Origin of the sequence: Pseudomonas lactis (assembly GCF_001439845.1) — a bacterium.
GTDB lineage: Bacteria > Pseudomonadota > Gammaproteobacteria > Pseudomonadales > Pseudomonadaceae > Aquipseudomonas > Aquipseudomonas lactis.
Genome location: NZ_JYLO01000003.1, coordinates 231,128 through 252,070 on the forward strand (window position 1 = coordinate 231,128; position 20,943 = coordinate 252,070).

At 60.1% G+C, this 20,943-nt stretch carries 16 protein-coding genes; 5 read left to right on the plus strand and 11 right to left on the minus strand.

All coding sequences use genetic code 11. The annotated features are described in order from the left end of the window. Nucleotides 1–4 precede the first annotated feature (4 nt). The 3 genes from TX24_RS06095 to TX24_RS06105 form a co-directional block, all read right to left on the minus strand. On the minus strand, nucleotides 5–946 hold the full coding sequence (locus tag TX24_RS06095) for a sugar kinase (RefSeq protein ID WP_003190918.1): 942 nt from the start codon (nucleotides 944–946) through the stop codon (nucleotides 5–7). Then, nucleotides 939–1,721 (minus strand): sugar phosphate isomerase/epimerase family protein, encoded by a 783-nt coding sequence (locus tag TX24_RS06100; protein ID WP_003190919.1) that lies wholly within the window; start codon nucleotides 1,719–1,721, stop codon nucleotides 939–941. The genes TX24_RS06095 and TX24_RS06100 overlap by 8 nt, the downstream gene beginning before the upstream one ends. An 84-nt stretch (nucleotides 1,722–1,805) precedes the next feature. Then, nucleotides 1,806–2,867, minus strand: a complete 1,062-nt coding sequence (locus tag TX24_RS06105; RefSeq protein ID WP_057710006.1) for a LacI family DNA-binding transcriptional regulator — start codon at nucleotides 2,865–2,867, stop codon at nucleotides 1,806–1,808. A gap of 243 nt (nucleotides 2,868–3,110) precedes the next feature. On the opposite strand from TX24_RS06105, the gene TX24_RS06110 reads away from it, so the two are divergent. The 3 genes from TX24_RS06110 (at nucleotide 3,111) to TX24_RS06120 (ending at nucleotide 9,785) form a co-directional block, all read left to right on the plus strand. Further along, a complete protein-coding gene (locus tag TX24_RS06110; RefSeq protein ID WP_057709906.1) occupies nucleotides 3,111–5,102 on the plus strand; it encodes a hypothetical protein in 1,992 nt (663 codons plus the stop codon). Between the two features lie 131 nt (nucleotides 5,103–5,233). Beyond that, nucleotides 5,234–7,303 (plus strand): hypothetical protein, encoded by a 2,070-nt coding sequence (locus TX24_RS06115; RefSeq protein ID WP_241666035.1) that lies wholly within the window; start codon nucleotides 5,234–5,236, stop codon nucleotides 7,301–7,303. Nucleotides 7,304–7,520: 217 nt separating this feature from the next. Beyond that, a complete protein-coding gene (locus tag TX24_RS06120) occupies nucleotides 7,521–9,785 on the plus strand; it encodes an autotransporter outer membrane beta-barrel domain-containing protein (protein ID WP_003190924.1) in 2,265 nt (754 codons plus the stop codon). A 51-nt stretch (nucleotides 9,786–9,836) separates the two neighbouring features. On the opposite strand, the gene TX24_RS06125 is transcribed toward TX24_RS06120, so the two are convergent. From TX24_RS06125 to TX24_RS06145, 5 genes are all read right to left on the minus strand, one after another. Beyond that, nucleotides 9,837–10,430: a LysE family translocator gene (locus TX24_RS06125; RefSeq protein WP_003190925.1), complete on the minus strand. Its 594-nt coding sequence runs from the start codon at nucleotides 10,428–10,430 to the stop codon at nucleotides 9,837–9,839. A gap of 54 nt (nucleotides 10,431–10,484) precedes the next feature. Next, the gene (locus TX24_RS06130; protein ID WP_057709908.1) at nucleotides 10,485–11,324 is read right to left on the minus strand and encodes an AraC family transcriptional regulator; all 840 of its coding nucleotides are present in this window, start codon (nucleotides 11,322–11,324) and stop codon (nucleotides 10,485–10,487) included. A gap of 72 nt (nucleotides 11,325–11,396) precedes the next feature. Beyond that, nucleotides 11,397–12,038 (minus strand): DUF1345 domain-containing protein, encoded by a 642-nt coding sequence (locus tag TX24_RS06135; protein WP_003190927.1) that lies wholly within the window; start codon nucleotides 12,036–12,038, stop codon nucleotides 11,397–11,399. A 517-nt stretch (nucleotides 12,039–12,555) separates the two neighbouring features. Further along, the gene (locus TX24_RS06140; protein ID WP_057709909.1) at nucleotides 12,556–15,654 is read right to left on the minus strand and encodes an efflux RND transporter permease subunit; all 3,099 of its coding nucleotides are present in this window, start codon (nucleotides 15,652–15,654) and stop codon (nucleotides 12,556–12,558) included. A 6-nt stretch (nucleotides 15,655–15,660) separates the two neighbouring features. Further along, nucleotides 15,661–16,803: an efflux RND transporter periplasmic adaptor subunit gene (locus TX24_RS06145; protein WP_047710733.1), complete on the minus strand. Its 1,143-nt coding sequence runs from the start codon at nucleotides 16,801–16,803 to the stop codon at nucleotides 15,661–15,663. 171 nt (nucleotides 16,804–16,974) lie between these two features. Here TX24_RS06145 and TX24_RS06150 point away from each other — a divergent pair, with 171 nt between their 5' ends. After that, a complete protein-coding gene (locus TX24_RS06150; protein WP_003190934.1) occupies nucleotides 16,975–17,676 on the plus strand; it encodes a response regulator in 702 nt (233 codons plus the stop codon). 3 nt (nucleotides 17,677–17,679) lie between these two features. Continuing rightward, nucleotides 17,680–18,981, plus strand: a complete 1,302-nt coding sequence (locus tag TX24_RS06155) for an ATP-binding protein (protein WP_003190936.1) — start codon at nucleotides 17,680–17,682, stop codon at nucleotides 18,979–18,981. Here TX24_RS06155 and TX24_RS06160 read toward each other — a convergent pair whose 3' ends face one another. From TX24_RS06160 to TX24_RS06170, 3 genes are all read right to left on the minus strand, one after another. After that, a complete protein-coding gene (locus TX24_RS06160) occupies nucleotides 18,982–19,656 on the minus strand; it encodes an anti-sigma factor (protein ID WP_034135489.1) in 675 nt (224 codons plus the stop codon). Next, on the minus strand, nucleotides 19,653–20,183 hold the full coding sequence (locus tag TX24_RS06165; protein WP_003190939.1) for a sigma-70 family RNA polymerase sigma factor: 531 nt from the start codon (nucleotides 20,181–20,183) through the stop codon (nucleotides 19,653–19,655). Before TX24_RS06165 ends, TX24_RS06160 begins: the two co-directional genes overlap by 4 nt. An 86-nt stretch (nucleotides 20,184–20,269) precedes the next feature. Further along, a complete protein-coding gene (locus TX24_RS06170; protein WP_057709910.1) occupies nucleotides 20,270–20,791 on the minus strand; it encodes a DUF3455 domain-containing protein in 522 nt (173 codons plus the stop codon). Nucleotides 20,792–20,943: the final 152 nt, after the last annotated feature.

A 20,943-nucleotide genomic window follows, 5' to 3' on the forward strand; every position in this document is an offset into this window, starting at 1 on the left:
TGGGTCACGCAACGGATCGGGTGGGTAATTCAGCGCGGGTCGGCAAACCTTCCATATCGCCACGGCTCTGCACCGCGCGGCTGCCGATCCAGTTACCGCGCTGTACGGCCTCGGGGAAGCTGGAGTTTTCCAGCAGGGCGCTGATCATGCCCACGGCAAAGCCATCGCCGGCGCCTACGGTATCCACGACTTTTTCCACCTTGACTGCGGCGACAAAACCCTGGTCCATCTGGGTGCGGTAATAGGCACCTTCCGGGCCGAGTTTGATTGCCACGGCTTCGGCGCCCTGGTCGAGATAGAACGCAGCGATATCCGCCGGATCCTCGTAGCCGGTGAGCAAGCGGCCTTCACCCAGGCCCGGCAAGACCCAGTCAGCAAGAGCGGCCAGGGCATTGATTTCGCGGATCATCTGCGCTTGGCTGGCCCAAAGCGAAGGGCGCAGGTTCGGATCGAATGACACGCTGCGTCCGGCGTTGCGCATCTGCTTCATCAGTTCAAAGGCGAGTTCACGGGTGGCATCGGACAATGCCGGTGGAATCCCTGTAGCGTGCAGATGGCGCGCTTGCAGCAGCGTGGGGCTGATGTCGGCGATGGACAAATGGCTGGCCGCCGAGCCTCTGCGAAAGTACTCCACTTGAGGATCTGCGCCGGCCTCTTCGCGCGACTTGAGTTGAAACCCGGTGGGGTGCAGCGGGTCGACGGCCACATGACGGCAATCAATCCCTTCGGTGGTCAGCGTGTCGACTACAAAACGCCCGAGGGAGTCGTTACCCACGCGGCTCAGCCAGGCCACATTGAACCCCAGGCGCGACAGGCCGATGGCGACGTTGCTGTCGGCGCCGGCAATGCGTTTGTGAAACTGCCCGACCTGGGCCAGGTCGCCGGTCTGTTCGGCGACAAACATCGCCATGGTTTCGCCAAACGAGAGGATATCGATCTCAGACATGGGCGTTCTCCACATGGGGTTGGCCAAGGCGGGCAAGGGTCGCGACCTGTTGCGCGGTGACTTCGATCAGGTCATCGCCCTGCAACGGAAATTCCACCGCCCGGGTAATACCTTGAGTCATGTGTTTGAGCAGTTGTTCCCACAGATGCAGGTCGGTGGCGCCCGGCGGCAAGGCCACCAGCTTGCCATCGGCGCGACGGGCCACGGCCTTGCAGTGCAGGTAATCCACATGCCGGCCCAGCAACCGCGCAGCGGTGAGCGCGGATTGGTCTTGCCACTGCCAGTTGCCGATGTCGAAGGTCATTTTCACCGGCAGGCCCAGGCGTTCGACTTCGGTAAAAAACCGTTGCATCGGTTCAATGCGCCCGCCGTGCAGGGTCTGGTCGTTTTCCACCAGCAGCTTGACCGGGTGGCGGTTGAGCAGGGCGTGCAGGCTTTCCAGATCGTTGGTGTCGGTGAAGTAACCGAGAGACACTTTCAACCAGCCCGAACCAAAGGCCTGGGCGCGGTCCAGGGTCGCGGCCAGCTCGGCATTGGGCTGGGCACGGCCGGCGACCCACAGCTCCAAGGGCGAGGAAAAGACAGATTCCAGGCCTTGTTCTGCAGCGGCCAGGGCCAACTCAGCCGGTTGCTCGGTGGTGAGCAGTTCTTCACGCCATTCAATGCGCTGGGCACCGGCGGCGCTCAGCAGCGCGACAAAACTCAATTGGCCCTGCTGGCGAACCAGGTCGGCGCCGTAGCTGGAAAGGCTGATGGAGACGGGGTATTTATGCATTGTTGTTTACCTCTGAAACCGGTTTCATTTTTATACGCAAAACAAAATGTGGGAGCGGGCTTGCTCGCGAAGGCGGTGTGTCAGTCAGCTTGGAAGCGGCTGACACACCGCCTTCGCGAGCAAGCCCGCTCCCACAGGGGATTGAGTCGAGCCGCGGATAATCAGCTCGGGTAAAAAATCCAGGGTGCGGGTGGGGGCGGTATCGCCGCGCAGGCGCTTGAGCAAACAGTCGAAGGCGCTGGCGCCAATCGCTTGCGTCGGTTGGGCGAGGGCGGTGATGCCGTTGCCCACCAGCGGGTACCAGTCCAGGTCATCCAGGGCGATCAAGCCCACCTCGCCGAACAGGTCACAGCCCAGGGCCTTGAGTGCACGGGTGCAGGCCAGTGCTGCCACGCCGTTGGCGCAAAACAGTGCCTTGGGGCCGGGGTTGGCGAGAAAGGTTTGCAGCCGGTTTTCCAGTTCGCCATCCAGTTCAACGACGGAGCCTTTCAACGCCGGGCGCTTAGCAATCTCGATGTTGAAACTCGCCAGGCGTTCCAGGCGTGAACTGGTGCCGTCGGTGGTTTCGCTCACCAGCAGCACCTCGCGGTAACCCTGCTGTTCCAGATGGTCCATCGCCATACGCACTGCCGCCGGGTTATCCAGCCCCACCAGGTCGCTGTGCAAGGGCTCGACCTTGCGGTCCACCAGCACCAGGGGCATTTCCCGTTGCAGTTCCAGCAGTTGGTCGAGGTGATGGCCCAGGGTGTTCACGATCAAGCCTTCGATGTTGTACGAGCGCAGCGCTGCCAGGTGTTGGCGCTCCTGCTCGTCATCGCGGTCGGTGTTGCATACCACCAGGCTGTAGCCGTGCTGGCGGCACGCGGTTTCGACGCCGTGCATCACCGCAATGGAGTAGGGGTTGCGGATATCCGCCACCAGCATGCCGATCAGGCGCGTGCGCCCACGCTTGAGGCCACGGGCCATCTGGTTGGGGCGATAACCGAGTTCGTCGATGGCCTGTTCGATGCGCAGCGCGATGGCGTCCGAGAGCAGGGCGCGGTCATCGCCGATAAAGCGCGACACGCTGGCCTTGGACACGCCGGCGCGCTTGGCGACGTCGAGCATGGTCACGCGGCTGCGCTGGGCAGCGGAAAATGAAGTCACGGTAAAGCCTTTCTTATTGGAGTTTGGGGTTGCGCTGAAACCGGTTTCAGGGAACACCAAGTCCAAGAAGCCGTCAAGCTAATCTTCGCTATGGGCACGCAGCAACGCTTGGATAAAACCGACGAATGGGACCCGCAACCTGTTAATTCTGACAGTTCCCAAAAAGAAGGGGCTGGCGTTTACTTTCTCACAACGTGATGGGTGGAAGCGCTCCAGGAACTCATCATCGAAAGAGGAAAGAGTATGTCCATTTCAACATTGACTCATATTTCTGGAGCGCGCATTGGCGGCGTACTTGCGCTGGGACCCATGGACATTCCGGGTGTCGACCCTCTCGACCCCAACGGTCTTGTACCGGTTTCACTGACGCTTGCGCCCCTATTGGTCAGGATACCTATGTGGCTCCCGGCCCCAGAGCCGCTGGATACCCCCCACAGAGTGCAACTTCTCTGGTTGCGAGACGGTATTGAAAGACAGGCCGACCTGAAACTGATTGATGCTCCACCGCCGCCGCTGCCTGCATTTGTGCAAATGCATGTGCCATTGGCCATGCTTCGAGAGCGTTCAGGCTCGGTGGAGCTTTATTATCGTGTGACAGACTCGGAGGGGCAGACCAGCGAGCTTGATCCGAAGGTCACGTTAACTATTGATTTGGAATCACCAGAACTGCTCAGGCCGGATGACCAACTCAGTTTTGTGAGTCCGCCCACCACGGGTGTCGATGAGGCCTACTTGGCGGGCAATGACCCGGTGCGCTTCAATGTTCCGCCTTATCGAGGGCGAGAGCGCAATGATCGCATTGAAATGGTTCTATCCAACAGCCCGAACCCAGCTGCCGCTGCGCCTGACGGTGACTATGTACTGGTAAACACTTCGGACCCGCTGATCTGCGAGTTACCGGCTGCCGGATTTCGTCGCCTGAACAACGGGCAAGCCTACATCTTTTACCAAGTATTCGACGAGGCTGGTAATTTCAGTACGCGTAGCGCCGGCTTACCCTTTGTGTTGGACCTGATCGCGGGCCCAGGCGTACCTCTACCTGCGCCTACTGTCATGCCGCCAGCCTATGACGACACTCTCATCAAGCGAGATGACGCGCGAGCTGGAGTGGTGGTGCTGGTTCCCCCCTATGCCAATTGGGCCGCGGGTGATCAATGTCGGGTTTATTGGAACGAACGGCCGGTGCCGGATGTCCCGGTGTCAGATGGCGTCGAAACACAGGTACCCATTCCTTGGTCCATCCTGAGGGGGCCATTGCCTGTCTTGGTGGCAGAAGAGATCCGGATACGTTACGAGATTATCCGTGGTCTGGTGAGCTACCCCTCATTTGGGCGGCGTATCAGGCAGGACTTCACCGTGGCGGGGCAAGACCATGCGGGAGCGCCCGCATTGCTTAACCCTACTTTGCCGTTGGCTGAAGTGCGCGGGTTGGTGTCAGATGAGGCCAATTTGGTTGACCTTAGAGACAAGGATGTTGGCGCTCGTGCCCGTGTGTTTCTCTATGACGACCCCCAGCCAGGCCAAGTGTTGCGGTTCTTCTGGAATGGCATCGGGCCGGTGGCGACCAAGACTGTCCAAGTCGGGGAGGTCGCTGGCCAACTGGTATTCTCCAGCGTTATTCCTTGGGGCGTCATGGAGGGCATCATTAACTCGTCGTTGCCTGTGCATTACACCACCGATAACGGGGTTAACCAGCAACAGTCCAGAAATACTGAAGTTGATGTGAATACGGGGCCGCTGCTCAGCTTTCCTACTCCGGTTATTCAGCACACGCTTGTCGGTGGCACGGGTACGTTTCTGACGTGTTGCTCATCCCCGGAGATATTTGCAGGTGTTCGTTGGAAAGTCGTTTCCCATGGCGATTTTCAAGTGAACGACGAAGTGCGATTTTTTACCCATGGCTACAACAACAATGGTTGGGTGGATCCCATTGTGCAAGACAGTAGGTTTACTCAAAGCAAGACCTTTGATACGCCAGCGGATTTAGTCAATGGGTTGGATTTTACGGTCATGCCCTTCGATCCAGTGGTGTATTCGTTGCGCCTTCAGAGTACTGCGGTCGCCTGGTATGAGGTGTGGCGCGGTAGAAGCAAAATCGGAGAGTCGATCCTGCGGCGTTTCAGGGTTGATCTGGCTTATCCCGCGGGTGGGTTCTGCCAGGCAGGCGATGTCGTTCATTGCACAAGTGACGGTGTGCCCTCGCTGATAAGAAATGATTGTGTCGATTCAAACTAAATTAGTACTCGAAACGTGCGGCGAGTAAGCGATGGTTTTAATGGCTGAAGCGGTGTGAAAACCTAATAGGGTTAAACGAATAGTTTATTGCTGTTGTTCGTCGCCCACCTTGTGAATGTTGGAGGTTAATGATGGACAAAAAGACGCGAGACTATTTTGCCAAGCTCAATCCAGATGGAGAGTCACCGCCGGCTATCTTGTCGGAGTTGCCGCCGGCAGAATTCGATATTGTTCCTGGTTACCCAGGGCTAATTTATCGGGAGCAGGCGTTGGCCGAGCAAATGGAGTTGCGTATACCTCGCTGGGAAGATTACAGCTCCGACCCGGCACTTCCTGATATTGTTTATGTGTTTATAAAGCCGGTAGATGACGCTGAGTATGAGGGCCCGTTCCTCACGTTCGAACACAACTTTGACGCCACTTTGCCAGAATTGTTTGTCACCACCAATATCGCCCGAGGCCGACGTCCGCCTGGCCACTGGGATATTAAGTATGAGGTATATATCCGCCGTGTTCCGAACTTAAGTGAATCATTTTCGACGCGGCTGATTGTCGACACTGAAGCACCCTATGCAAAATCTCCAATCCTTTTTCCGCCCCCGCCTATTGTCCCGGCAGGCGTGACGTTGCCTATCGACGAAGCCGATTTCCCGGCCGCCCCCAATGATCGGTTGTTTTTGTCAATTCCGGACTATGTTGCCGATGGACGTGAGCCGGGCGACACGATACGAGCGTTCTACAACGATTCAGACACGCCCTATGCCGTTGACACAGCCTCCAGCGACGTGGATTGGCCTGTGACGGACTTGAGGTTCCCATTGCCCAAGAGTGTTGTCGAGGCAGGACCTGATGGTTACGTTGCGATTCGATATCAGCTATTGGACGCAGCTCGCAATCCCAGTCAGTTGTCCTCGGCTTTGCGGTTGGATGTAGCCTTGCTGTCGGCACCGACCAACCTGAAACAACCCTTGATCGGCAGGGCATTCCCTGGAGATAACCTGTTTGACCGAGTCGATGCGTCCATTGACCAGGGAATGATTGTGCGCATCTCCGAGTATCAGCATTTTGAGCGGGGAAATGACGGTGATATTTTTGACCTGACACTTTCGACCAGCATTGCGACTGAAACCATTCCCGGCACTTCGTTGGGCAGTACAAGCTTTCCAGTGCCTATCACTGTTCCCATTCATATTCTGCAAAGCCTGTATGGCGCGTCGACGGGCGACTTGCCGCTGACGGTCACTTATGTTGTCAGACGTCGGTCCGTCACTTACCCCGCGGCGCCGTCGACGGTCATCAACTTGAATTTGCACGTAGTCGGCCCCGCCCCTACCAATCCTCCAGACCTGACAAACGCCGACCTCTACCCCGTTGTTATCAAGGGGGTAGACGCTGGTGGGGTGGAAGGGAATGACAACGAACTCTTGCCTGCACACGCCAATCGGCCCGCCAATGCCCACATCACGTTGTGGGATGCAAGCCCGACCCCGGACGCCGAGGACTTTGTCATTCGGCTTTACTACGAGGGAGACCTCGTCGCCACTCGGCCAATTACGGGGGGCGTGGCAGGCGATCCGGTCACTCCGCCGCTACAGATTCCATGGGCGATTATCGCCAAGCATGGCAACGCGCCGCCTCTGAAACAGGTGTATTACACCATCGGTACGGCAACCGGTACGAATCGGCAGGAGTCTGAGGTCACGTCGGTTGATGTACAGGCCAATGTTCAGTCCCTTGCCATGCCAGAGGTCCGAAACCTAGAGTTGATTGGCGGTCCTCCAGGCGTGATCAACTGCAATACCGTCAGGCCTTTGAATGCGAATGGGAATATCACGGTTTTTATTCCGCCGTCGCGCTTCTTCGAGGAGTTCATGGTGGTGCGTGTGGACTGGAAGGGCTATAGCGACAATACCGGTACGACTGAGGTGCCCGCCGCAGCGGGGTTTACAAACTCCCCGGCGTTGACTCCGCTTATGATTTCGCAGGGGTTTGAAGTGACCCTGGGGCCTTTCTCAACCATTATGAAATTGATTCAGCCTCACCAAGGCACACGTCTCATGGGTGCGGCAAGGATCAATTACACCATTCAATTGCCAACTGGGCCTTTGACATCGAGTGACGCTCTGCATTTGTCACGCTCGATCAAATCCGGCGCCTCTCCCACCTACTGCGACAACACGCCGGTACCCGCGGCGCCCTGAATGGTTGCGGCAACGGCCAGGGAGCAGCAGCTGCTCCCTGGATCCACATATATTCTCACCCTATTTGTCGACATTGAAACTGTCGACTTAAGACTAATCCTACATAAACAGGGAACGCCTCTGGGTAGTTTGGGCACCGCTTGATTGGCATGGTTCCGCGCTTTTGGTACCGGCCAATTTCTTCAATCGGAAATGCCAAACCCAGAGGGTGGTCCTGATGTCGTCAATATTCAATTTTAAACTCAACCCGTTAAGCTTCGCTTTGAAGGCAAACGCGGTCTCTTTAGTGGTGCTGATGTCGGGTATAGCCGAAGCGCGAGTGGTTACCGGGCCGAATGAAACCGTCCGGCCTGGCCCTCCGCCTGACAGCTTCGAATTGAAGCCCGGCTCAGGCCTCACCGTGGAAGGTGCCACTACCAAACAAATCCGTGCACAGTCTGCGAACTTGACCGTTAACCCAGGCAGCAAAACCCAAGACATCACGGCATTCAATTCGAACGTGAATATTGATGGCGCCGAGATCACTGCGCGGGCGACACAACCGGCAGCAGTGTTCATGAGTGGCGGGACGCTGTCACTCAAGAACAGCACACTTACCCACACTAATGGCACCGGCCTGGTCGTTTCTCGTCCGATTGGCAGTGACGAGGGGGCGATTGCCTCGGTATTCAACAGCAGCATCACCGGCACCACGCGTGGCGTCAGTGTAGGTGGTAACAGCGCGTTGGCGCTCTACCAAACCGACGTTGCAGGTACGGGCGAAAATGGCGTGGGCCTGTATCTGTTCGGTCAAGCCATTGCGATCGATAGCTCCATCACCGGTGAGCTCAATGGCGTGCGGATGGATATGGACCGCAGCCCCGAGGTGCCAGCTGCATTGATACTTGATGGCTCATACGTAGAAGGGAAAGCGGGCGCAGCCATTCTGGTCGAAAGCTCGAAGGCGGGTACACCGGCTAATGCAACTATAGATGTGCGCAACGGTGCCACCCTCAAGGGCGGCAACGGCAACATCCTCGAAGTTACCGGCGGCTCCTTCGCCAACATGAATGTCGACGGCAGTACCTTGTTCGGTGACGTCGTGGTCGAGGAGGGCAGCACCGCCACGTTGCAGCTCAACAACGGCTCGTGGTTGACCGGCCAGCTGAAAAACGTGGCCGAGTTAAGCGTGAACAACGCCTCCCACTGGGCACTGGTGGGTGACAGCGAAGTCGGCGACCTGAAAATGGCGGGTGGCAGCGTGCATTTTGGTGGGCCTAATGAGTTCTACCGGTTGGATGTCGACAGCCTGTCGGGCGATGGCACGTTCGTGATGCACACGGACTTTGGCAGCGGCCAGACCGACTTGCTCGCCGTTAATGGCATCGCCGAAGGTAACCACAGCCTGTTGCTGGCGGCCACGGGGTCAGAGTTGGCGACGGCCGAGCCGATACGCGTGGTCAGCACCGAGGGCGGGGATGCGCAGTTTGCCCTGGTCGGTGGATCGGTTGACGCAGGTGCCTACAGCTACGGGCTCAAGCAGGAAGATACCGACTGGTACCTGGACCCTAACCGTCGCGGCACCAGCAACAGCACCAAAGCGGTAATGGCGTTGTTCAACACCTCGCCCACGGTGTTGTACGGCGAGATGACCTTGTTGCGTACCCGCATGGGTGAGCTGCGCTTCAGCCAAGGCAACAACGAAGGTTTCTGGATGCGTGGCTACGGCAACAAGTACGAGGTCAGCGGCAATCAGGATGGTGGTGGCTACACGCAGAACCAGCGCGGCTTTACCTTGGGTATCGACACGCCGCTGTACGGTGGCGACGGGCAGTGGGTAGCCGGTGTGATGGCCGGTCACAGTACGTCCGATATCGACCTCAACCGTTCCGGTGGCGGTACGGTCGACAGCTACTACGTGGGCGGTTATGCCACGTGGCTCGATGACGAGAGCGGCCTGTATTTCGACGGTGTGGTCAAGCTCAACCGCTTGCATAACGAAGTCAACGTGAGCATGAGCGACGGCAAGAAAGCCAAGGGCAACTACACCCAGAACGCCGTGGGGGCTTCGGTGGAAGTGGGTCGGCATATCAAGCTCGATGACGGTTACTTCGTTGAACCCTACGGGCAACTCAACGCGGCGATCACCCAGGCCCAGAGTTACGATTTGGACAATGGCCTGCACGCCAAAGGTGACCGTTCGGCCTCGGTCGTGGGCAAGGCAGGCGTGACGGTGGGCAAGAGTATCCAGCTGGACAGCGGTGGTGTGTTGCAACCGTACTTGCGTACTGCGTTGGCCCATGAGTTCAATCACAACAACAAGGTCACGGTAAACGGCGAGCGCTTCAACAACGATGTATTCGGTTCGCGCATTGAAATGGCCGGTGGTGTGGCGATGTCGGTGACTCAGAACGTCAAGCTGCATGCGGACCTCGAGCATACACGTGGTAAAACCGTCGACCAGCCATGGGGTGTCAACTTCGGCGTGCGTTACGACTTTTGATTCATTCATCCGCCCGAACAGGGGAAGCTAGGCTTCCCCTTTTTTTCGCCTTCAGATCAGCACACTCAGCCAGGCTGAGCCCAACAGCAGCAAGGCCATGACTCGGTTGAATGCGCCTACGGTCCTGGGGGAGCGCAAGAGGCGGCTAGACCCGGCACCCAATAAGGCCCAGGCGCCGAGGCAGGGCAAGGCGATCAGGAAAAACACCAGGGACAGGTACACCACCTGGCGCTGCCCACCCTGGCCAGCGAACACACTGACCACCGCCAGTGCCATCATCCAGGTTTTGGGGTTGATCAATTGCAGGGCCGCGGCGCCCAACAGGCCCAAGGGTTTTTGCGTGTCATCGGCATTGATGGCCTGGGCTGGCGCCCTGAAGATCTGCCAGGCCAGGTAACTCAGCCAAGCCACACCGGCCCACTGCATCGCCGTTTGCACGTTGGGCAGTTGCACCAATGACTGACCCACACCGCAACCCACCAGCAGCACAATCCCCGATGCCCCAACGCAAGCCCCCATGATGATTGGCAGCGCAGCCTTGAAACCGTAACGGGCGCTGTTGCTGAGCACCAGGATATTGGTCGGGCCGGGGGTGATGGAGGCGACAAAGGCGAACAGCATGAAAGGCACGAAGGTGGACAGCATAGCGGGGGACTCCAGTGAACTCTTCAAGGAAGTCCATCTTTACAAGCCTGCGGGTTACCGGTCTGGAAGATTTGTGCGGCGCTTGCGGTACGCGGCCGGCGTCAGGCCATAAGCACGCATGAACCAGCGCCCCAAATGACTTTGATCGGCAAAACCCAGGGCCATCGCCACGTCTGCCGGTTGGTCGCCCTTGGCCAATAAATACCGGGCCCGTGCCAGACGCAGTTGCACCAGATACGCGTGGGGCGGCAGGCCGAAGGCGCTCTTGAAGGCGCGGCTCAGGCGAAAGCGGTCGACGCCGCAGGCCAGTGCGAGTTCATCCATGCCCACGTCCTGATGCAGATGGGCGTGCAAGTATTCCCGCGCCTTGTGCGCCACCTGCGGCAAACGTGGGTCATCGCGGTAGCGCATGCGCCAGTAGAGCTGGCCGGTGAGGCGTTCCAGTAACTGATCCAGCGCGCTTTGCCGCACGATCCGCAATTCACCGTGATGCAAGCTTTGAAACGCGTGGCTTGTGGCCAGAGCCAGGCGCGGATCGATGGCCAAGGTGCTGGCGAAACTCAGTTGATGATGGGCGGGTGCCTCCTCAAAGACACTGGAAATTTCCCGCTCCAGCCACTGTGGATCGAGGTAGAGCATGCGGTAAGTGAAGCCGTCGACCGTCGGGGCATTGCCGTCGTGGAGTTCCCCAGGCTCCAGCAGGAACACCTGCCCCGGCACGCTGTCATGGCGCATGCGCCGGCAGTTGAATTGCTGCACGCCTTGTTCGGTCACGCCTACTAGATAGCTGTCGTGCCAATGGGGGTCATACGCATGGCCTTCGAAATGCGCGCGCAGGGTCTCGATGCCGGTGTCGGCGTCCTGGGACAGGTCGATCCAATTGCGCGCGGGCATACAACACCGAGGTTAAAAGTGAAGGGCTATTAGCGGCAGACGCCGGGTGGGCGTCTAGAAGGTTTGTGCAGTCTAGCCAAACAACCCGGCGGCGATGTTGATCGAAAAACCGAGAATGGCGGTGTTGAATAAAAAACCGATCAACGACTGCCCCAGTACCACCTTGCGCAGGCCACGGGTGGCGACGCCCACATCCGAGGTTTGTACCGCGACGCCGATGGTGAAGGAGAAGTACAGGAAATCCCAGTAGTTGGGCGTGAGCAAGCCTTCGGCAAAACGCAACGCGGGTTCCTTGCCTGGCCAGGTGTAATAGAGCCTGGCGTAATGCACACTGAAGATCACCCCGATCAGCAGCCAGGAGCCGATCACCGTCAGCCCGGTAAAGCCGTAGTGCAGCAGGCGCTCGGAAGCCGCCAGGTCCTTGCTGCCCACCAGTTCGAAGGTGATGGTGGCCAGGCTAGCGATGGCGGCGATGCACACCATGAACAGCACCAGACCGGCGTTTTCATCTTCGACTTCGGCAATGCGCTTGACGTCCTCGGCCTTGGCGCGAATGGTCAGCCACAGCATCAAAACAAGGTAGGTCCAGACCCCGGCGTTCCAACCGATGAGGATTTTGCTGGCGAGGGTGTCGGCCGGTACCAGCAGGCCGACGGCCAGGCCCAGTACGGCGGCTGATGAGAGGCGAGGGTGGGTGCGGGCGAGGAAGGGCATGGTGGCTCACAAAGAACTATGTGTGAGCACCATAGCTTATTCGGGTGTACCTGATCATGAATGCACTCAATAACCCTGTGGGAGCGGGCTTGCGTGGGAGCGGGCTTGCTCGCGAAGGCGGCCTGACAGTCAACACAGTTGGACCGTGTACATATCCATTCCTGCAGTAACGGCCACTTAGGGTTCCGCCCTGACGGCGTCTTACTTTTGAACAGCGCAAAAGTAAGCAAAACGCTCTTGCCCCACCACTTGGCACCTCGCCTAGGCTCGGTGTGCCCTCACTCCGGCTTGAATCCGTGGGCCGCCGTCATGGGCCATCCTTGGCCCAGGACGGCTAACCCGGCGTCCTGCCGGGTTACCCACGAATTCAAGCCTGCGTTCGGCCAGCGTGGTTTGACGGGGCGCCTAAGATCAAAAGCAGATCAAGAGCAAGATCAAGAGCGGCTCGCTTCGCATCGTGGTTACCGTCGATGGACGGCTACACCTTGCAAGCCACCACCTTTCGCTGCGGCGTTGATCAGTTTGGTTTATGGCGCTTGCGCACCAGCTTCATCACCACCACAAAAAACACTGGCACAAACACCACCGCCAATGTCGCCGTGATCATCCCGCCAATCACACCGGTGCCAATCGCCTGTTGGCTGGCCGAGCTGGCCCCGGTGGCAATCGCCAGTGGCACCACGCCGAGGATAAACGCCAGGGACGTCATGATGATCGGCCGCAACCGCAAACGCGCCGCCTTCAAGGTGGCGTCGATCAAATCCTCGCCCTGGTCATACAGGTCCTTGGCGAACTCGATGATCAGGATCGCGTTCTTCGCCGACAGGCCGATGATGGTGATCAAGCCAACCTTGAAGAACACGTCGTTGGGCATCCCGCGCAAGCTCACGGCCAACACTGCGCCCAGCACGCCAAGCGGCACCACCAGCAACACCGAGGTGGGGATCGACCAGCTTTCATACAGTGCGGCCAGGCACAGGAACACGATCAGCAACGACAGGCCCAACAGTAGCGGTGCCTGGGAGCCGGACAAGCGCTCCTGCAACGACAAGCCCGTCCATTCCTGGCCCAGCCCGGCAGGCAATTGGCTGACCAGGCGCTGGATCTCGTTCATGGCCTCGCCCGTGCTGTGCCCCGGCGCCGCTTCACCGCTGATGGCGATGGCCGGGTAGCCATTGTAACGGGTCAACTGCGTTGGGCCCTGGGTCCACTTGGCTTCGACAAAGGCTGACAGCGGCACCATTTTCCCCGCGTTGTTGCGCACGTGGATCTTCATCAGGTCGGCCACCTGGCTGCGCTGGTCGCCTTCGGCCTGCACCACCACGCGCTGCATGCGGCCCTGGTTGGGGAAGTCGTTGATATATGCCGAACCGATAGCGGAGGACAGCACGTTGCCCACGTCGGCAAACGAAACGCCCAGGGCGTTAGCTTGCTTGCGGTCGACTTCCAGCTGCACTTGCGGTGCTTCGGCCAGGGCGCTTTCGCGCACGTTGGCCAGGATCGGGCTTTTCGCTGCAGCGTCCAGCAATTCGGTACGGGCGGCCATCAACCCGGCGTGGCCGACGCCACCGCGGTCTTGCAGGCGGAACTCAAAACCACTGGATGTGCCCAGTCCGTCGACCGGTGGCGGCAGGACTGCGTAGGCAATCGCGTCCTTGAGTTCGCTGAAGGCCATGTTGGCGCGATCGGCAATCGAGGCAGCCGAGTCATCAATGCCACGTTCCGACCAATCCTTGAGCGTGGTAAACGCCAGCGCCGCGTTCTGCCCGGAACCGGAAAAACTGAAGCCCATGATCATGGTGGTATCACCCACCCCTGGCTCGCCTGCGTTGTGTGCCTCGATCTGCTCGGCCACCTGCACCGTACGATTCTTGCTGGCCCCCGGCGGCAACTGGATATCCGTGATGGTGTAGCCCTGGTCTTCCACCGGCAGGAACGAGGAGGGCAGGCGGCTGAACAACAGGCCCATGCCTACCAGCAATACCAGGTAGATCAGCAAGTAGCGGCCGCTGCGCTTGAGGGCATAGGCCACCCACCCTTCGTAGCGGTTGGTGAGTTGGTCAAAGCGCTGGTTGAACCAGCCGAAGAAACCACCTTTGGCATGGTGCTCGCCCTTGGCAATCGGCTTGAGCAAGGTGGCGCACAGGGCCGGGGTCAAGGTCAGGGCCAGGAACGCCGAGAACAGGATCGAGGTGGCCATTGACAGCGAGAATTGTTGGTAGATCACCCCTACAGAACCTGGCATGAACGCCATCGGCAGGAACACCGCCACCAGCACCAGGGTGATACCGATGATGGCCCCGGTGATCTGGCCCATGGCTTTCTTCGTCGCGTCCTTGGGCGACAGGCCCTCGGTGGCCATGATCCGCTCGACGTTTTCCACCACCACGATCGCATCGTCCACCAGGATACCGATGGCCAGCACCATGCCGAACATGGTCAGCACGTTGATCGAGAAACCCAGCAGCAACATGGTGGCGAAGGTGCCCATCAGCGCGATCGGCACCACCAGCGTAGGAATCAAGGTGTAGCGCACGTTCTGCAGGAACAGGAACATCACCGCAAACACCAGCGCCATGGCCTCCAGCAGGGTGTAGACCACCTTGGTGATCGAGACCTTCACGAAGGGCGAGGTGTCGTAGGGGATCTTGTATTCCACATTGGCGGGGAAGTAGCGCGACAACTCGTCCATCTTCGCCCGCACCAGCGTTGCGGTGCTCAATGCATTAGCGCCGGGCGACAGTTGCACGCTGACGGCGGTAGACGGCTTGCCGTTCAGGCGGGTGGAGAACTGGTACTCCTGGCTGCCGACTTCCACCCGCGCCACATCGCCGATGCGCACGGTAGAACCGTCGGGGTTGGCCTTGAGCACGATGTCGGCGAACTCCGCCGGGGTCGAAAGTTGTCCCTTGACCAGCACCGCCGCGGTGATCTCCTGGTTGGGGGTACCTGGCAGATCACCAATGCTGCCCGCTGAGACCTGGGCGTTCTGGGCACTGATCGCGGCGTTGACGTCGGCCGGCGTGAGGTTGAAACCGATCAGCTTCTGCGGGTCAATCCAGATACGCATGGCGCGTTCGGCCCCGTACAACTGGGCCTTGCCGACGCCGTCCAGGCGCTTGAGCTCGTTCATTACGTTGCGCGCCAGGTAATCGCTGAGCGCGACGTCATCGAGCTTGCCGTCGTTGGAGGTCAGGGTCACCAGCAGCAGGAAACCGGCGGAGACTTTTTCCACCTGCAAGCCTTGCTGGGTCACGGCCTGGGGCAGGCGCGGCTCGACGACCTTGAGGCGGTTCTGCACATCCACCTGGGCCATTTCCGGGTCGGTGCCCGGCTGAAAGGTCGCGGTGATCGTCGCCGAACCCAGGCTGCTCTGGGATTCGAAATACAGCAGGTGATCGGCGCCGTTGAGCTCTTGCTCGATCAGGCTGACCACGCTCTCATCCAGGGTCTGGGCCGAGGCACCGGGGTACACCGCGTAGATTTCCACCTTGGGTGGCGCGACGTTGGGGTATTGCGCCACCGGCAATTGCGGGATCGCCAGGAAGCCCGCTAGCAGGATAAACAGGGCCACCACCCAGGCGAAGATCGGGCGGTCAATAAAGAACTGCGGCATGACGGGTTATTCCTTTACGAGCGGGCTGTCGTCCACTTCAACTTTTTCACCGGGGCGTGCGTGTTGCAGGCCCTCGACGATGATGCGGTCGCCGGGCTTGAGGCCACTGGTGACGATCCAGCGGTTGTCGATCACCGCACCCAACTCCACCGGTTGCTGGCTGACGGTCTGCTCGGCATCCAGCAACAACACCATTGGGATACCGGCGCTGTCACGGGTAATGGCGCGTTGCGGCACGCTGAGGCCTTGCTTGTCGACGGCCTGTTCCACGCGCACCCGCACAAAGCTGCCCGGCAGCAGGTCGAGGTCCGGGTTGGGGAACTCGCTGCGCAGGATGATCTGCCCGGTGCCGGGGTCGACGCTGATGTCAGCGAAGAGCAATTTACCCGGCAACGGGTACTGGCTGCCGTCGTCCTGGATCAAGGTGGCCTTGGCCTGGTCCTGGCCGACCTGCTTCAGGCTGCCGGCACGAAACGCACGACGCAGGTCGTTCAGCTCACGAGTGGACTGGGTGAGGTCGGCGTGGATCGGGTCCAGTTGCTGGATAATCGCCAGCGGCGTCGCCTCGTTCTGGCCCACCAGTGCGCCTTCGGTCACCAGGGCGCGGCCGATGCGCCCCGAAATCGGCGCGGTTACGGTGGCATAGCCCAAATTCAGCTTGGCACGCTCGACGGCGGCTTTGTTGGCGGCGACTTCGGCGTTGGTCTGGCGCAAGGCGGCGCGGGCGTTGTCGTATTCCTGGCCGCTGATGGCATTGCCTTCCACCAGTTGGCTGTAGCGCTGTTCTTGCAGGCGCGCCTGGAACGCATTGGCCTCGGCCTTGCTCAGGTTGGCCTGGGCACTGTCCAGGTCGGCCTTGAACGGCGCCGGGTCAATACGGAACAACACGTCGCCTTGTTTTACATCGTGACCTTCGTTGAACACCCGCTGCATGACCACCCCGGCGACCCGCGCGCGGACTTCGGCGATACGCGGTGCGGCGATGCGCCCGCTCAGTTCGCTGGTAATAGAGAGGGGCTTGGCCTGCAGGGTTTCGATCCGCACTTTGGCCAGGGGCATTTGTGGCGCCTCGTCTGCCGACTGACCACACGCGCTCAGCGCCAGTGTGAGGGCCAACAGGCAAAACGGCGCAAATAGATTCTTCGACATGCTCTTATCCCAATATTGACTGGCGCATCCTAGGGGCACCTGCGCCGTGGTGCTGTGAAGCTGTGTAGCGGGTCTGTGAAGAAGTGTAAGGTACGGCGCACGTGGCGTCGGGGGCGTATATCCTTGCACAATCCTGCAACACACCAACAAACCGCATTATTTGGAAACACCATGCCCAACATCCTCCTGGTGGAAGACGACGCCGCACTCTCCGAGCTGATTGCCAGCTACCTGGAACGCAATGGCTACCACGTCAGCGTGCTCAGCCGTGGCGACCATGTCCGTGAACGCGCCCGCCTGAACCCACCGGACCTGGTGATCCTCGACCTGATGCTACCGGGCCTCGACGGCCTGCAGGTGTGCCGCTTGCTGCGCGCCGATTCGGCGGGCCTGCCGATCCTGATGCTGACCGCCCGCGATGACAGCCACGACCAGGTACTGGGCTTGGAAATGGGCGCCGACGATTATGTGACCAAACCCTGCGAGCCGCGTGTATTGCTGGCCCGGGTGCGCACATTGCTGCGGCGCAGCAGCCTGTCCGAACCCCAGGTGGCCAGCGACCAGATCGTCATGGGCAACCTGTGCATTGATTTGTCCGAGCGCACCGTGACCTGGCGCGAGCAGGCGGTGGAGCTGTCCAGCGGTGAATACAACCTGCTGGTGGTGCTGGCCCGGCATGCTGGCGAAGTGCTCAGCCGCGATCAGATCCTGCAACGCCTGCGCGGTATCGAGTTCAACGGCACCGACCGTTCGGTGGACGTGGCCATCTCCAAGCTACGGCGCAAGTTCGACGACCATGCGGGCGAGGCGCGCAAGATCAAGACGGTGTGGGGCAAGGGGTACCTGTTCAGCCGTTCCGAGTGGGAATGCTGAAGCATGTTTCGCGTACTGCTGCGCCTCTACCTGATCACCATCGTCACTTACAGTGCGGCGATTTACCTGATTCCCAAGCTGGTGATCCAGCTGTTCGAACACCGTTACATGGACTACAACATCGAACAGTCCCGTGGCCTGCAAAAGCTCATGGTCAAGCAGTACCAGCGGGCGCCGGTGGAGCGCTGGTCCCAGGTGACCGACCAATTGAGCCACGATTTTGCACCGCTGAAGGTGCAACTGTTGCTGCGCCAGGACGCCCGCTATACCCCTGAGGAAGAGCAGCTACTGGAGCAAGGCAAGCCAGTGATCCGCCTGGGCGAATGGGGCTGGATGGAAGAAATCAGTTCGCCGATCAACCAGCAGTTCGCAGTCAAGTTGACTGTGCCGCCAGACCCGCTGGACATGAACCTGTTGTACTGGTCGATGAACGTGCTGGTCGGCGCCGCCTTGCTGGCGTGCCTGCTGGTGTGGCTGCGTCCGCACTGGCGTGACCTGGAGCGTTTGAAGGGTACCGCCGCGTTATTGGGCAAGGGCCATCTGGAGGCGCGTACGGGGCTCGCACCCAGCTCCAGCATCGGCGGCCTGGCGGCGGTGTTCGACACGATGGCCGACGACATCGAGCGTCTTTTGAACCAGCAGCGCGACTTGCTCAATGCGGTCTCCCATGAACTGCGCACGCCGCTCACCCGCCTGGATTTCGGCCTGGCCCTGGCGCTTTCCGAAGACATGCCCCCGGCCAGCCGGGAGCGCTTGCAAAGCCTGGTGGCGCATATTCGGGAGCTGGATGAGCTGGTGCTGGAATTGCTGTCTTACAGCCGCCTGCAAAACCCGGCGCAGTTGCCCGAGCGGGTAGAGGTGGCGCTCGATGAGTTTATCGACAGCGTGTTGGGCAGCGTCGACGATGAGCTGGAAAACCCCGATATCGTCATCGATGTGGTGCTCGATTGCGCTGTGGAGCGCTTCAGCCTCGACCCGCGCCTTACCGCCCGAGCCTTGCAGAACCTGCTGCGCAACGCGACGCGCTACTGCGACAAGCGCATCCAGGTGGGCGTGCGCGTATGCCCTAAAGGCTGTGAAATCTGGGTGGACGACGATGGCATCGGTATACCAGCGGACCAGCGCGAGCGCATCTTCGAGCCGTTCTATCGCCTGGACCGTAGCCGCGACCGCGCCACCGGCGGCTTTGGCCTGGGCCTGGCGATCAGCCGGCGCGCCCTGGAGGCTCAGGGCGGCACCTTGACGGCTCTTGCGTCGCCCCTGGGCGGGGCGCGGTTTCGTGTGTGGCTGCCTAACCTTTCGTGATCAAAGCACTTTGACTGCACGGCCAATCCCGTGAATTGGCCCGGTGGGTTTGCCAGTGGGCGAGCCATTGGGCCCTTCCAGCGTCAGTTCAAACAACTGGTTCGGCGCCAGCGGCGGCAGCTTGTCCAGGGGTATCGACAAGGTCTGCCCCGGCTTTACCAGCCCCAATGAAACGGGACCCTGCCAGCCATCGCCTTTGGTCCAGAACTCCAGGGCTTTGTCAGCGGGAATCTCCATCACCCCCAGTGGAATCAACTGGATCTGCTGATTATCACTGGCCTGCACCACCCAGCCCGGTGCCTGGCTTTGTGGCGCCATCAGCACCACCACGAAGCTGGGTGCGGGCAGGGGCGGGCGCGTCAGTAATAAAGCCGCCAGCACCACGCTTGCCATCACCCCCGCGGCAGAAAGCCCGCGCCAGAACGCCAGCAGGTTCCACCACGTCACGCTCGTTTCGGGGGCTTTGATGCGGCGTTCAATACGCCGCCACAGCTGTGCCGAAGGCGGTACCGGTTGTGCCAGCGCTACCAGAGGCAACAGGCGCTGCTCCCAGGCATCCACCGCTGCACGCAGCGGCGCATCATGGGCCAGGCGTTGTTGAACCTGCGCGCGCTGTTCGGCGGGCAGGGTCCCCAGCACGTATTCGCTGGCCAATTCATCCAGGCTGTCGTTCATGCCATGCACTCGCGCAAGGCGGCGAGGCTGCGTTTGATCCAGGCTTTGACCGTGCCTAACGGGGTACTGAGTTTTTGCGCGATTTCGCTGTGGGAGTAACCGTCCACATAGGCGTGCAGGATGCAGGTGCGGCGTGTCGGGTCGAGCCGTTCCAGGCATTGGTGGATCTGCCCGGAGCGTGCGGCAAACTCGATAGCCTGGGCAGGCTCTGCCAGCGGTTCGTACTGATCGTCCAGCGGCACGTCACGTCCGGCGCTGCGTACCACGTCCAGGGCCAGGTGGCGGGTCACGCTGAACACCCAACCCCGTGCGGAGCCTCGCAGGGGGTCGAAACTGCGCGCGCCATGCCAGATCTTGATAAAGGCGTCATGCACAATGTCCTCGGCCAGGGCCTTGTTGCGGGTAATGCGCAATGCCACACCGAGCAAACGGCTGCTGTCCTGCTCATAGAGCTGGTGCAGGGCGCGTTGATCGCCGCGGGCGCAGGCTAACAGGCACACTTCATAATCAAAGATGATTTCAGCCAAACCAGAATTCCTGCCACTGAGGAGACGTCTACGCGTGGTAGGCGCGAGGTTGCTCGCGCCTACCTGGCCAGCGTAGCTGAGTTTGCTCAGTTGGCGGCCCAGAAGAGGTAATCCGCTTGGTATTTCACCACTTCCTTGGCGCCTTTGTTCGCCGTGGTGCAGGGGGTAGCGGGAGCGACGCCGCCTTTGAGCGCAACCCGCTGGATATAGGTCACGCCGCTCATCGCACCCTTGCCCTCGGCCGGGTTGGCCTTGACCAGTTGATAAGGCAGGTTACCCGGGCTCGACGGTGCCACGGCCAATTGCGTGCCGGTGATGGTCGAGCCGTCCTTGGCCTGCCAGGTGGCGGGTGGGCCGAAATAGGTGCCGACCTGCTGGCCGTTACGGTCGTTCAACACGGCTTTGGGGCCGACGAAGGTCCACTCGGTCTGGCCGCCGGCGTTGGCCTTGTCGCGGCATTCATAGGTGATTTCGCCGACGCCGGTGGTTTGCATCGCCAGCTTGTGGCCATCCGGCACCTTGATGCTGTCCGGCAGGCCCGCCTGGGCAAACGCCGACGGTGCGGCGATGAGCAGACCGGTCAAGCACAGCAGTGTTTTAGCGTTCATGGTGTTTCTCCATTGGGTAGAACAGCAGGGTTACGCTGATGACTACGGCACAGGCCCGCCCTTTGGATGCAGTTCTTGGCAAAAAAAATCTTAGATTCCAAAAATGCATAAACTCAGATCGCATCGGTATAAGTGGTTATAAGAAAAATCGC